This is a genomic window from Mycobacteriales bacterium (assembly GCA_035995165.1).
GTDB lineage: Bacteria > Actinomycetota > Actinomycetes > Mycobacteriales > CADCTP01 > CADCTP01.
Genome location: DASYKU010000151.1, coordinates 1 through 13,127, shown reverse-complemented (window position 1 = coordinate 13,127; position 13,127 = coordinate 1). Strand labels below are relative to the sequence as shown.

11 protein-coding genes are annotated in these 13,127 nt (G+C 72.7%); 7 read left to right on the top strand and 4 right to left on the bottom strand.

Annotation, left to right across the window (positions count from 1 at the left end):
- The first annotated feature begins 372 nt into the window (after positions 1–372).
- Positions 373–1,485, top strand: coding sequence for a transaldolase (gene tal / locus VGP36_24665; GenBank protein HEV7657907.1), 1,113 nt, complete (start codon positions 373–375; stop codon positions 1,483–1,485).
- A 3-nt stretch (positions 1,486–1,488) separates the two neighbouring features.
- On the opposite strand, the gene VGP36_24660 is transcribed toward tal, so the two are convergent.
- Complete coding sequence (locus tag VGP36_24660) at positions 1,489–2,862, bottom strand: ATP-binding protein (GenBank protein ID HEV7657906.1); 1,374 nt, start codon at positions 2,860–2,862, stop codon at positions 1,489–1,491.
- 676 nt (positions 2,863–3,538) lie between these two features.
- Here VGP36_24660 and VGP36_24655 point away from each other — a divergent pair.
- The 3 genes from VGP36_24655 (at position 3,539) to VGP36_24645 (ending at position 7,883) form a co-directional block, all read left to right on the top strand.
- The gene (locus tag VGP36_24655; protein ID HEV7657905.1) at positions 3,539–5,740 is read left to right on the top strand and encodes a multicopper oxidase domain-containing protein; all 2,202 of its coding nucleotides are present in this window, start codon (positions 3,539–3,541) and stop codon (positions 5,738–5,740) included.
- Positions 5,741–5,863: 123 nt separating this feature from the next.
- Positions 5,864–6,538 (top strand): hypothetical protein, encoded by a 675-nt coding sequence (locus tag VGP36_24650; protein HEV7657904.1) that lies wholly within the window; start codon positions 5,864–5,866, stop codon positions 6,536–6,538.
- 130 nt (positions 6,539–6,668) lie between these two features.
- Complete coding sequence (locus VGP36_24645; protein ID HEV7657903.1) at positions 6,669–7,883, top strand: AGE family epimerase/isomerase; 1,215 nt, start codon at positions 6,669–6,671, stop codon at positions 7,881–7,883.
- Here VGP36_24645 and VGP36_24640 read toward each other — a convergent pair.
- A complete protein-coding gene (locus VGP36_24640) occupies positions 7,870–8,820 on the bottom strand; it encodes an undecaprenyl-diphosphate phosphatase (GenBank protein HEV7657902.1) in 951 nt (316 codons plus the stop codon). The two genes, VGP36_24645 and VGP36_24640, sit on opposite strands and share 14 nt — an antisense overlap.
- 97 nt (positions 8,821–8,917) lie before the next feature.
- Between VGP36_24640 and VGP36_24635 the strand changes: the two genes are divergently transcribed.
- Entirely contained in the window at positions 8,918–9,175 is a 258-nt protein-coding gene (locus tag VGP36_24635; protein HEV7657901.1) for a response regulator, read from the top strand.
- The gene (locus tag VGP36_24630) at positions 9,172–10,839 is read left to right on the top strand and encodes an FAD-dependent oxidoreductase (GenBank protein ID HEV7657900.1); all 1,668 of its coding nucleotides are present in this window, start codon (positions 9,172–9,174) and stop codon (positions 10,837–10,839) included. The genes VGP36_24635 and VGP36_24630 overlap by 4 nt, the downstream gene beginning before the upstream one ends.
- Here VGP36_24630 and VGP36_24625 read toward each other — a convergent pair.
- Entirely contained in the window at positions 10,836–11,189 is a 354-nt protein-coding gene (locus VGP36_24625) for a UBP-type zinc finger domain-containing protein (GenBank protein ID HEV7657899.1), read from the bottom strand. The two genes, VGP36_24630 and VGP36_24625, sit on opposite strands and share 4 nt — an antisense overlap.
- Before the next feature lie 138 nt (positions 11,190–11,327).
- On the opposite strand from VGP36_24625, the gene VGP36_24620 reads away from it, so the two are divergent.
- Positions 11,328–12,518 (top strand): amidohydrolase family protein, encoded by a 1,191-nt coding sequence (locus tag VGP36_24620; GenBank protein HEV7657898.1) that lies wholly within the window; start codon positions 11,328–11,330, stop codon positions 12,516–12,518.
- 194 nt (positions 12,519–12,712) lie between these two features.
- Here VGP36_24620 and VGP36_24615 read toward each other — a convergent pair.
- Positions 12,713–13,127, bottom strand: a 415-nt coding sequence (locus tag VGP36_24615; GenBank protein ID HEV7657897.1) for a hypothetical protein, incomplete at its 5' end; no start/stop codon positions are given.

Below are 13,127 nucleotides of genomic sequence, written 5' to 3'. Positions count from 1 at the left end.
GGACGACAAGTCCCGGGAGGACCTGGTCGCGCTCGACCCGAGCGAGTCCGTGATCATCTACCGCGGGTTCCGCGACTTCGTCGGCCCGTACGTTGCGCACTGCCACAACCTCGCGCACGAGGACCACGCGATGATGTTCGGCTGGACGATCGTCCCGTAGGGAGGCCTCCCTCCTCCCTACGGCTGGTGCCTGCCCCGGACGCTAGGGGCAGGCACCGCATGAGCCCGGTGCCGGTTCCGGCCTGGATGGAACCCAGGAACCGGCACCGGGTCGGGATGAGCGGCCCCGGGACTGGCGCCGTGCGCCGCGGCCCTGCACCACTCACCCGTCCGGGCGGTCTCGGCGCCGCGGTGAGGCAGCATGATGGACACATGGAATCCGGCGATCGGCTGGCCCGGCTCAGTGACCAGGGCGTGTCCGTCTGGCTCGACGACATGAGCCGGCACCGGCTCTCCACCGGCAACCTCGCCGACCTCATCGCGCACAAGCACGTGGTCGGCGCGACCAGTAACCCGACCATCTTCGCCAAGGCGATGAGCGCCGAGGGGCCGTACGACGCGCAGATCCGGGACCTGGCCCGGCGCGGGATCGGGCTGGACGAGGCCGTCCGGCTGCTGACCACGTACGACATCCGCTGGGCCTGCGACGCGTTCCGGCCCGCGTACGACGCCTCCGGCGGGGTGGACGGCCGGGTCTCGATCGAGGTCGCGCCGGGGCTGGCCCACGACGAGGAGGGCAGCACGGCCGAGGCGATCGGGCTGGCCTGGCTGGTCGACCGGCCGAACGTGATGATCAAGATCCCGGCGACCGCGGAGGGGATCGGCGCGATCCGGGCCGCGACCGCGGCCGGCATCAACGTCAACATCACGCTGATCTTCTCCCTGAGCCGGTACGACGAGGTGATCGAGGCGTACCTGTCCGGGCTGGAGCAGGCGGACGCGGCCGGGCTCGACCTCGCCTCGATCTACTCCGTCGCCTCGTTCTTCGTCTCCCGGGTCGACACCGCGGTCGACGCCCGGCTGGCCAAGATCGGCGGGCCGGAGGCGGACGCGCTGCGGGGCCAGGCCGCGATCGCCAACGCGCGGCTGGCGTACCAGCGGTACGAGGAGGTCGTCGCGTCGCCGCGGTGGCAGGCGCTGGAGGCGAAGGGGGCGCACCGGCAGCGGCCGCTGTGGGCCTCGACCGGGGTCAAGGACCCGGCCTACGACGACACCCGCTACGTGGTCGAGCTGATCGCGCCGGACACGGTGAACACGATGCCGGAGCCGACCATCGACGCGGTCGCCGACCACGGCGAGATCTCCGCCAACTCGATCGCCGGCACGGGCGAGCAGTCGCGGGCGACGCTGGACGCGCTGGAGGCGATCGGCGTCTCGTACCAGGAGGTCGTGGACGCGCTGGAGACCGAGGGCGTCCAGAAGTTCGACGACGCCTGGGCCCAGCTCACCGAGAGCATCCGGGCCCGCCTGGACGCCGCGCGCTGAGGATCAGCCGACGCCCTGGGGGGTCCTGGGGCCCTTGGCCAGACCGACCGGGATCGGGACCGTGAGCTTGACCGTGGTCCCGCGCCCGGGCCGGGTCCGCAGGTCCAGCCGCCCGCCGACGCTGTCGGCGGCGTCGGTCAGCAGCGCCAGGCCGATGTGCCCGTCGACCGGGCCGAGCGCGGACCCGGGCTCGAACCCGGGCCCGTCGTCGGACACGGTCACCACGACGTTGTCGCCGGCGGTGCCGAGGTCGAGCGCGACGTTCGAGCCGTGCGCGTGCTTGGCCGCGTTGCGCAGCGCCTCCCGGCCGACCCGGATCAGCGCGGCCCGGTGGCTGGCTGGCAGCGCCGGCAGCTCGCCGACCGTCATCTCGACCGGCGTGCCCTCGTCCCGGATGTCGTCGGCGATCACCCGCAGCGCCACGGCCGGGTCGGCGGCGCCGCTCTCAGCCGCGTACTGAACGCCGGTCAGCTCCCGCAGCGCCAGCACGTCGTCGTGCACGAGCCGCTGGGCCGAGCGCAGCGTTCTGCGCAGCGCGTCGATGCGCGGGGTGGAGAAGGTGCCGCCGAGCCCCGCCATCTGGGTGTCCAGGGCGGTCAGGGCATAGCCCACCCCCGCGAGGTCCTGGATCACCCCGTCGTGCAGCTCGCCGGCGACCCGGCGCCGCTCGGCCGAGGAGGCATCGACCGCGAGCCGGATCATCGCCTGCCGCTCCCGCTCGTACCGGGCCACCCGGCGGGCCAGGCTGAAGGCCAGCGGCACCAGCAGCAGCCCCAGCACGAGCACGGACAGCAGCACCACCGGGATGATCCGGCGGATCATGCCGGACTCGTCGGCGTGCAGCCGGTCGGTGGTGAAGTAGGTCTCGACCAGGATCGGCCGGCCGCTGGTGTCGCTGATCCCGGCGTAGACCTCCAGGCTCTCGCCGAAGCCGCGGTCGTAGAGGTTCTCGGACTTGTCGAGGTCGGAGATGTCGGAGTCGACGCCGCCGTTGGTGAGCACGGTCAGGTCGTCGGGATCGAGCGGGAAGTGCAGGCCGATCTGCTGATGGTCGTTGCAGTAGAGGATGACGCCGTCGGCGGACCAGACCTTGATCCGCTGGATGGTGTCGTCGGACATCCGGATCTGGACCCGGTCGTCGAGGTCCTTGAACGCCGCGGCGTCGCCGGAGTAGAAGTCCTCGGTGATCCAGGGGCCGACGACCCGGGTGGCGATGGCCTCGCCGTTGCTCTCGGCCTGCCGCAACGCCTCGTTCTGCACGAGCCGTACTGAGACGGTGGAGGCGGCGGCGGCGACCAGCGCCAGCGCGGCCAGGCTGACCGCCGCGTGCTGGACGAGCGCCCGCGCCACGACCGACAGCCGACCGTAACGCCGCATCACCTGGACCCTCTTCCGGCTCATGCCTATTGAGCTGGACGTTACGCGGTCACAGGGGACGGGAAAGTGCAAGTCGAGGAAATAGGTCGGCAGGCGCAGCGGGTCCGGGGACGTCGGACGGAACGCGCATGGGCCGGGTGGGTTAGTGTGCTCCCGTCCCGCGTAATGACCCGGCCGGCCGTCGCTCCTATCATCGACGAGACGTTCTCGAGGTCCTTCGGACGAGAACTCCCCACGCTATCTCCGGCCCGTTCCGGCGGCACTCCCTAATGTGCGCCCCCTAAATTTAGGGGGTACGGGTCCAGATGTGGCAGAAATTACTCAGGTCATTGATGTGGCCAGGTCTCGGACCCTAATTTTGGGGGATCTCTTTGTCCAAATGGGGGATACGCAGCCCCAGGACCGTGAGTCAGACTCGTCGTGCCAGAACAAGCTAAAGACAGAGCTGTGACGGTTCGTGGGGGCGCCGCAACCCAGCGGCGCGACGACGTACGACGCCTTACCGAGTTCCGTGGCCGTAGAGCCGATGCGCCAGCGGAATTCCGCATCACGACCAGGCCGATAACGCAGTGCGGGCACCGGGAGAGTCCGAGCCGCGATCGGCGAACGGGTCGGAATGCAATCGGGAGGGCTCGGCGTGTGGCCGGATCCGCTCTACCCAACTGGAGGTTGGTCAATGACCGCTGTCGGGGACGAGACCCTCGAGACGGACAAGAACGGTGTCTCCCGGCGCAATGTCCTGCGGGCCGGTGCCGTGGGCGCTGCCGCGGTGGGCCTGGGCGCCGGGAAGGTGCTCATGACGCCCTCGCTGCAGGCGCGCGGGCTGATGTCGCCGGACGGAGTGTTCGGCGCGACGTCGATCGCGCTGGCGGACGCCATCTACATCGAGGCGTTTCCCACCAGCCCGTTGATCCTGAACCCGTTCACTGACCCAATGGTGATCCCGCGGGCGGCCACGCCGGTGCCCGCGTCGGAGTACACCAACTGGCCCAAGCCGCCCGGCCCGGGTCTCGGTCAGCAGAACTCGCTGGGCAACGAGCAGCACCAGATCTGGCCGTCGTCCCTCGGCTACCCGGATCCGATCGTCTACAAGTTCGACCTGCTGGTGCGGACGCACTCCTTCACCACCTCGCAGGTGCTGCCGATCAACGCCCTGGGCCAGACCGTCCAGTCCTACGACGCGACCGGGCACGTCTTCCCGGCCGGCACCGTGCGGACCCTGCCGCCCTCGACCATCTACGGCTTCAACGGGCAGTTCCCCGGCCCGATGATCAACGCCGAGTACGGCAAGCCGTGCCTGGTGCGGTTCGACAACCACCTCGACGAGAACCCGCTGAACCTGGACCGGCAGGACTTCGGCTCGCCGGACCTCTCGTTCCTGACCCACCTGCACAACGGGCACACCGCGCCCGAGTCGGACGGCAACCCGCACTACAGCAAGCTGTTCGGGCCGAAGTGGGAGGGCTACAAGGTCCAGACCTCGGTCGACAACCTGTACCTGAACTGGCCGGCCGGCAACGACGACCGGGAGAAGCAGAGCTTCTTCTGGTTCCACGACCACCGCATGGACCACACCGGCTCCAACGTCTACAAGGGCATGGTCGGGTTGTACCCGATCTACGACCCGAAGAACGGCATGGACGACGGGGACGAGTCGACCGGCCTGAAGCTGCCGGGCGTCCGGACCAACCGCTCCGACGGCGCCTTCGACGTCGAGTACGACATCCCGTTCGCGCTCTACGACGTGCGGCTGGACGACGGCAACACCACGCACAAGGACATCCACGACGAGATGGGCGAGTTCCCGGCCGCCGGGAACCCGCGGGTGCACCGCGAGTGGTGGGGCAAGACGTTCTACAAGCACTTCCCGAACCACGGTTTCGTCGGCGACATCTTCACCGTCAACGGCACGGCGTACCCGGTGCTGGAGGTGAAGCGGCGCAAGTACCGCTTCCGCTTCCTGGACGCGTCCATCGCCCGGATCTACGAGCTCAAGCTCATGACCTCGACCCTCGGCCCGAAGACGGCCCGCGAGCTCGGCTACGCCACCGACGCGGGCCTGCAGGGGCAGTGGCGGATCGAGGACGGCCAGCAGTGCATGAAGTGGACCGAGATCGCCGACGACGGCGGGCTGCTCCCGGTCCCGATCGTGCGGGACACCTTCGAGCTCTGGCCGGCCAAGCGCCGTGAGCACATCGTCGACTTCACCAAGTACATGGACGGGACGCCCACGAGGAAGGGCGACGTCATCTGGATGACCGACGTCATGCGGATGCCGGACGGCCGGATGTGGTCGAACTCCTCGCGCTTCCTGCCCGACCCGAAGTACAAGATCCCGATGGTCAAGATCGTCATCGGCGACGACGCCCCGGACGCCAGCGTCATCCCCACCGCGCTGCGCGACCTCCCCCCGCTGCCGTCGAACTGGCAGAACCTGCTCGACGACCGGCTCATCTTCGAGGTCACCCGCGGCAGCGTCGGCGGCGAGCTCGAGTGGCTGATCAACGGCAAGGTCTTCGACCCCACGGTCGAGGCGACCAGCCTGAAGAACAAGGCCGGTCACACCTTCAAGGCGACGCCGAAGAAGAACTCCTTCAACCTCTGGGAGATCCGCAACGGCGGCGGCGGCTGGGTGCACCCCTTCCACCTGCACATGGAAGAGCACCGGGTCGTCATGCGCGACAACAAGGACGCCACCACCCCCAACGCGGCGCACCCGGACGACAAGTCCCGGGAGGACCTGGTCGCGCTCGACCCGAGCGAGTCCGTGATCATCTACCGCGGGTTCCGCGACTTCGTCGGCCCGTACGTGGCGCACTGCCACAACCTCGCGCACGAGGACCACGCGATGATGTTCGGTTGGACCATCGTCCCGTAGAACCACCGTTTCGTAGGACCGCTGCCTCCCTCGGTGGCTCGGTGCCTGCCCCCGGAAGACGCCCGGGGGCAGGCCCCGCGGTCCGAACCTCTCGACGACGTACGCAGTGAGAAGAGGCAATCCATGTCCACCCTTTCCCTCGACCCGGCCGCCGCCCCGGCGGTCGCGGTCCCGGCCGAGCGCTTCGCCGTGCTGCGGGGCAAGCTGCCCGTCCCGTGGGTGCTCGCGGTCGCGCTGGCCGTGGTGATGGCGTTCGCCGACATGTTCTGGCTGACCTCGCTGCAGGGCGCGGTCGGCGCGATCGAGCGGGCCCAGGGCCCGTTCCACGGCTGGCTGCGGGACTCCTCGATCCTCGCGCCGTTCCTCTTCCTCGCCGTGCTCTGGGTCTTCGCCCGGGCCGAGCGCAAGCGGGCGGCCGCGCCGGCCCGGCGCAGCCGGTTCCGTACCACCGTGGCGACAGGGTTGCTGCTCGCCGCCGCCGGCAGTGTGGTCGGCGTCGCAGCGGTCGTCGCGAGCGGAACGTACGATTACCACCTGCAGTCGGAACTGCTGCAGAGCACGGCCTCGCTGCACGACCACTCGCTCGCAGGCCCTGGCGGAGCGACCGCCAACCCTGCGTACGCGGACGGGGGCTGGACTCCGGAGCAGCGGCAGACGATCGCGCTGGACGTCAAGGCGGCGGCGTTCGGCAGCGGTCTGATCGTGGTCACCAACCTGGTCGCGGTCAGCTGGGTGATCGCGCTCGCGGGCGGGCGCGTCGACGCGAAGTCCACCCGCAGGACGCCCGCGAAGGCCTGACGGCCGCAAGGACACCCGGTCCCGCGACTCCCTAGGCCGCGGGATCGGGCCACGGCACCCCGGACGGTTGGTCCGGGGTGCCGTTCTGCCTGTTCGGACACGGCTGCTGTCGGTCTGCCAGGCTGGGGACGTGCTGGACGACGCCGACCACCTGTCCGTGCTGGCCGCCGAGTGCCGGCGGGTGATCGCCTTCGCCGCGGCCGCCCGCGATCCGGCCGGCGGCTTCGGCCGGCTGGACGAGGACGGCCGGCTCGACCCGGCGAGCCCGGTCGAGACGTACCTGACCGGCCGGATGACGCACGTGTTCGCCCTCGGTCACCTGCTCGGGCTGCCGGGCTCCGAGGCGCTGGCCGGGCACGGCGTCGAGGCGCTGGCCGGCCTGCTCCGCGATCCCGGGTACGACGGCTGGTACGCGGCCGTCCGCCCGGGCGACGACGGCAAGAAGGCCTACGAGCACGCGTTCGTGGTGCTCGGCGCGAGCAGCGCCGCGGTGGCCGGCCTGCCCGGCGCGGCCGGCCTGCTGGCCGCCGCGCTGGCGGTCCAGGAGCGGTACTTCTGGCGCGCGGACGACGGCATGGTGGTCGAGGAGTGGGACCGGCCCTGGCGGACGCTGGACCCGTACCGCGGGGTGAACGCGAACATGCACACGGTCGAGGCGTACCTGGCCGCGGCCGACGTGACCGGGGACGCGCGCTGGCGGGAGCGGGCGCTGCGGATCACCGAACGGGTCGTGCACGGCTTCGCCCGCGGCAACGGCTGGATGCTGCCCGAGCACTTCGACGCGTCCTGGACACCGCGGCCGGACTACAACCGGGACCAGCCGGCCCACCAGTTCCGCCCGTACGGGGTGACGATCGGGCACCTGCTGGAGTGGTCCCGGCTCGCCCTGGACGTCCGGGCCGCGCTGGGGGAGGCCGCGCCGGACTGGCTGCTGCCGGACGCGGCCGGGTTGTTCGCGACCGCGCTGGAGCGGGGCTGGGCCGTCGACGGCGCCGACGGGTTCGTCTACACGATCGACTGGGACGGCCGGCCGGTGGTCCGGCAGCGGATGCACTGGGTGGTGGCCGAGGCGCTGGCCGCCGCGGCCACCCTCTACCGGATCACCGGCGACGCCTCCTACGACGAGGCGTACGCGCGGACCTGGGCCTACGCCGAGCGCTACCTCATCGACCGGGACCGCGGCTCCTGGCGGCACGAGCTGGACGAGCGGAACCGGCCGGCCGCGACGGTCTGGCCGGGCAAGCCCGACGCGTACCACGTCGTGCAGGCGACGCTGGTGCCGCTGCTGCCGGCCGCGCCGACCCTCGCCACCGCGCTGTCCCGCGGCCTGCTCACCGCAGGGTGAGGACGACCACGCTGGCCGCACCGGCCAGCAGGCAGTAGACCGCGAACGGGGTCAGGGTCCGGGTCGTGAACCATCGCGTGAGCCAGCGGACCGCGGCGTACGCGGCCAGGCCGGAGGCGAGGCTGCCGACCAGCACCTGACCGTGGATCCCGGCCCCGAGCGGGCCGGCCAGGTCGGGCAGCTTGAGCACGCCCGCGGCCAGGATCACCGGCGTGGCCAGCAGGAAGGAGAACCGGGCCGCGTCCTCGTGCGAGAGCCCGCGGACCAGCCCGGCCACCATCGCGACGCCGGACCGGCTGATGCCGGGCAGCAGGGCCAGCACCTGTGCGCTGCCGACGAGCAGGCTGGTCCCGGTCGACTGGCGGGCCAGCCGCCGGTCCGCGGCCAAGCCGCCGTCAGCCCGGTCCGCGGCGACGCCGTTGTCGGGCCGGTCCGGGAGCGGCGCGGGACCGGCGGGCCGGCCGACCCCGACCGGCTCGGGCGCGGTGCGCCGCAGCCGTTCCCCGGCCAGCAGCAGCACGCCGTTCGCCATCAGGAAGATCGCCGCCGGCACCGGCTTGCCCAGCACGGTCCGGAACGTGTGCTCCAGCAGCAGGCCGGCGACCCCGACCGGGATCGTGGCCAGCACGATCAGCCAACCCAGCCGCTGCTCGGGCGTACGGACCGAGCGGTCCCGGACCGAGGTGAGCAGCCCCAGCACGATCCGGGCCCAGTCCCGCCGGAAGAACACGATCAGCGCCACCGCCGTCGCCACGTGCAGCCCCACGATGAAGGCCAGGTACGGCGACTCCGGCGCGGACACGTCCAGGTCGCGGGCCCAGCGGCCGCCGATCAGGGCCGGCAGCAGCACGCTGTGGCCCAGGCTGGAGACCGGGAAGAGCTCCGTCACCCCCTGCACCAGCCCGACGACGATCGCCTCCGGGTACGTCAACCCCACGGTTCCCCCTCGTTCCGGCTTGCCCGGGGGACCGTACGGAGGCGCGGGTTAGGGGTCGGCAAACCGGCCGCCGTCTGCGCTGCGTGACGTCCTGGTCGTGGCGGACGACGGGACGATCGGCTCGCTGCTGGAGTCGAACCTGGGCTCGCACGGACACGAGGCGTCCTGGGCCCGGACCGGGCGGTCGGCGCTGCGCGAGGCGGCCAGGACGACCCTCGACCTGGTGCTGCTCGACCTCGGCCGGCCCGACGTCGACGGTGTCGAGGTCTGCCGGCAGCTGCGGGCGCCCCCCTCCTGGCGACCGCGGGCACGGACCGGGATCATGGGGCAACCGAGACGGACGGGACGGGCATGACGGTCTTCCGCAGTTTCCCGGAGCTGTCCGGGGCGATGCCGACGCTGAGCGCGGCGCAGATCGATCAGCTGGGCTCGTTCGGCGCCGCGCTGGACGTCCGGGCCGGGGACGCGCTGTTCAGCGCGGGCGAGCCGACCCGGGCGCTGTTCCTGCTCGACACCGCCTCGGCCCGGATCTTCCGGCCGGCGACGCCGATCGCGGCGGAGGCGCCGATCATCGAGTTCGGGCCGGGGCACTTCGTCGGCGAGTTCACCCTTCTCACCGGGCAGAACCAGTACCTGACGGCCCTGGTGACGGAGGGCGGCCGGGTGCACCGGATCGACCTGACCGGGTTCCGCCGGGCGATGGCCGAGGACCCGGCGCTGTCGGACGTGCTGCTGCGGGCGCTGCTGACCCGGCGGGAGCGGCTGCGCGACAGCCCGGCCAGGGACGCGCTGCAGATCGTCGGGGCCGAGCTGTCCGCGGCCGGGCTGGCCCTGCGGACGTACGCGGCCCGGCACATGCTGCCGCACCGCTGGCTGGACAGCACGTCGCCGGAGGCGGCCGAGCTGCTGGCCGCGACCGGGCTGTCGGCCGCGGACCTGCCCGCGGTCGTGCTGGGCGACGGTGCCATCGCGCACGCCACCCCGGGCCTGCTGTCCGAGCACATCGGGCTGAGCCGCAGCCCGGCCGACGCCACCGTCGAGGACGTCGTCATCGTCGGCGCGGGCCCGGCTGGCCTGGCCGCGGCCGTGTACGCGGCCTCCGAGGGCCTCCGGACGGCCCTGGTCGACGGCGAGGGGGTCGGCGGGCAGGCCGCCCGCAGCTCCCGGATCGAGAACTTCCTCGGCTTCCCGTTCGGGCTGTCCGGCGGCGACCTGGCCGAGCGGGCCCAGACCCAGGCGCTGAAGTTCGGCGCCCGCATCTACACGCCCTGCCTGGTCACCGCCCTCGACGCGACCGGCCCCGGCTATCGGGTCACGCTCTCGGACGGGAAGGTGATCACGACCCGGACCGTGCTGCTCGCGACCGGCGCCCGCTACCGGACGCTGCCGCTGGAGCGCTGGGCCGAGTTCGAGGACGACGGCATCTTCTACGCGGCCACCGAGATCGAGGGCCGGGCCTGCGGCGGCCGGCCGGTGGCCGTGCTCGGCGGCGGCAACTCGGCCGGCCAGGCGGCGCTGTTCCTGGCCACCCGGGACTGCTCGGTCGAGCTGGTGCTGCGCGGGGACGAGCTGGATGCCGGCATGTCCGACTACCTGGTCCAGCGGGTCCGCTCCGACCCGCGCATCACGGTCTCCACCGGCACCGAGGTGGTGGGCCTGGACGGCGACGACCGGCTGGGCGCGATCCGGCTGCGGGCCCGGGCCGGCGGCGGGACCCGCGTGCAGCCCTGCTCCGGGCTGTTCTGCTTCATCGGGGCCGAGCCGTCGACCGGCTGGCTGCCCTCGATCGCGGTGGACGAGGACGGCTTCGTGCTCACCGGCGTCCAGCTCGGGCCGGAGCAGTGGACGGAGCCCGGGCGCCGGCCGCTGCCGTTCGAGACCAGCGTGCCGCGGGTGTTCGCGGTCGGCGATGTCCGGGTCGGCTCGATGAAGCGGGTCGCGGCCGCGGCCGGGGAGGGGGCCAGCGCGGTCCCCTCCCTGCACGCGGCGCTGGCGGGCCTGCGCGCCGATTCCGCCTAGTGCAGGTGGGAGCGCCAGTCGGACGGCACGCTGCCGGTCGGCCCGGGCGTGCCCTGCTCGACCGGGTGCGCCTGCGGCGGGACCAGCTCCGGTCCGCCCTCGTGGTACGCGTCGGTCCGGTAATCCCAGAACCAGTCCTCGCCCGGCTCGTACGAGCGGATCAGCGGGTGGCCGCTGTCGGCCGCATGCTTGCTGGCGTGCTGGTTCGGGGACGTGTCGCAGCAGCCGACGTGCCCGCACTGGGTGCACCGGCGCAGGTGCAACCACCAGCCGCCGGCGCCGGTGCACTCGACGCACCCGGCCCCGGACGGCGGCACGCTGACGTCGATCCCCTCGATGCTCTCGGTCACTGCGGCACTCCTGTTCCTCGGCCCGATCCCGCGATCCGCCCGCGACGATACGCACCCGGCGCGGCCCGATAGGCCTTGTGTCATCATCCCGGTCCCGGGACCGTACGGGCGGGGCGTCGACGGAGCGGGGAGGCCGCCGTGGCGGACGGGCTGTGTGCGTACCGGGCCGATCGGGCCTTCGACGGCGACCGGGTCCGTCCGGACGGGGCGCTGGTCCTGGTCCGGGACGGCCGGATCGCCGGTGTCGAGCCGGCCTCGGCGCCGGCCCCGGACGGCTGCGAGGTGCGGCACGTGCCCGGTACGACGCTGTTGCCGGGCCTGGTCGACGCGCACGTGCACCTCTGCGCCGACAGCGGCCCGCGCGCGCTCGACCAGCTGCCCGAGCTCGACCCGGAGGCGCTGGACGCCATCGTCACCACGGCGCTGGCGGCACAGCTGGCCGCGGGCGTCACCGCCGTGCGCGACCTCGGCGACCGGGACTGGACCGTGCTCGGCCGGCGCGGCGGGGACGGCCCGGCCGTCGTCGCGGCCGGACCGCCGATCACCACGATCGGCGGCCACTGCTGGGGGATGGGCGGTGGGGTGTCCGATGTGGACGGTCTGCGGGCGGCCGTACGGGAGCGGGCCGAGCGCGGCGCCGACGTCGTGAAGATCATGGCCAGCGGCGGTGCGATGACCACGACCACCGACGTGCTGGCCTGTCAGTTCAGCCTGGACGAGCTGCGGGTGGTGGTCGAGGAGGCGCACGGGCTCGGCCTGCCGGTCACCGCGCACGCGCACGCGACCGAGGCCGTCCGGCAGGTCGTCGAGGCCGGCGTGGACGGGATCGAGCACTGCACCTGCATCGTGCCGGGCGGCTTCTCGACGCCTCCCGGGCTGGCCGAGCGGATCGCCGCGGCCGGCATCGCGGTCTGCCCGACACTGGGGCGTGCCGTCGGCGCCCAGCCGCCGCCGCAGGTGCTCGCGGTGATGGCCCGGACCGGGATGACGTACGAGGGGCGGATGGAGCAGGTGGCCGGGCTGTACCGGGCCGGCGTCCGGCTGGTCAGCGGCGCGGACGCCGGGATCAACCCCGGCAAGCCGCACGGGGTGCTGCCGGAGTCGGTGGGCGACCTGGTCGGGCTGGGGGTGCCGCCGGTCGCGGCGCTCGCGTCCGCGACGAGCGTGGCCGCGGAGGCCTGCGGGCTGGCCGGCCGGACCGGCCGGCTCCTGCCCGGCCTGGACGCCGACCTCCTGCTCGTCGACGGTGACCCGACCACCGACATCACGGCGCTGCGCGCCGTCCGGCACGTCGTCAGCCGCGGCCGGGACGTGCCGGCCGGACGGTGAGGCGGACCGTGGTCCCGTGGCCGGGCCGGGACCGGACCACCAGCCGCCCCGTACGCCGGCGGCCGACCTCGTTGACCGCCGCGTTCCGCAGCAGGCGTACGCAGACGCCGGAGGCGGCCGGGCCGGTGGAAAACGCAACGGTGCCCCGCAGCCCGGGAGGCTGCGGGGCACCGCGCTATGGATGGAGGTGCTTGCTAGTTGCGCACCACCACCGCGATTGCGAGCAGGACGCCGCCGCGGCTGCTCTGGATGCTGATCGTCTGGCTGGCCGGCGGCTGGGGGCCGTTGGACAGCCGCAGGCTCCAGGCGCCGAGCGCGTCGACCGACGCGGTCCCGAGCTTGGTTCCGGTCAGCGTGTTGCCGAGCCAGATGGTGACCACGTTGCCGGTGACGACCGACGCGGTGCCCTGGATCCGCCACTCACTCTTGCTCTGGCGGAACTCGACCTGGCTGGTCGTCAGGACGTCGGGGATCGGGCTGATCTGAACGTTCGCGACGTCCGTGCCGCCCGGGCCGGTGACGGTGAGCTGGAAGATCACCGGGTCGGCCGTGTTCGGCATCGTGAAGGTCGGCTTGGCCACCGTCGTGCTGGACAGCGTGGCGGCCACG

Excerpts from the sequence above, each read along its gene's own strand:
- VGP36_24655 (HEV7657905.1), top strand. The coding sequence starts at position 3,539 with ATGACCGCTGTCGGGGACGAGACCCTCGAGACGGACAAGAACGGTGTC.
- VGP36_24630 (HEV7657900.1), top strand. The coding sequence starts at position 9,172 with ATGACGGTCTTCCGCAGTTTCCCGGAGCTGTCCGGGGCGATGCCGACG.
- VGP36_24650 (HEV7657904.1), top strand. The coding sequence starts at position 5,864 with ATGTCCACCCTTTCCCTCGACCCGGCCGCCGCCCCGGCGGTCGCGGTC.
- VGP36_24660 (HEV7657906.1), bottom strand. The coding sequence starts at position 2,862 with ATGCGGCGTTACGGTCGGCTGTCGGTCGTGGCGCGGGCGCTCGTCCAG.
- tal (HEV7657907.1), top strand. The coding sequence starts at position 373 with ATGGAATCCGGCGATCGGCTGGCCCGGCTCAGTGACCAGGGCGTGTCC.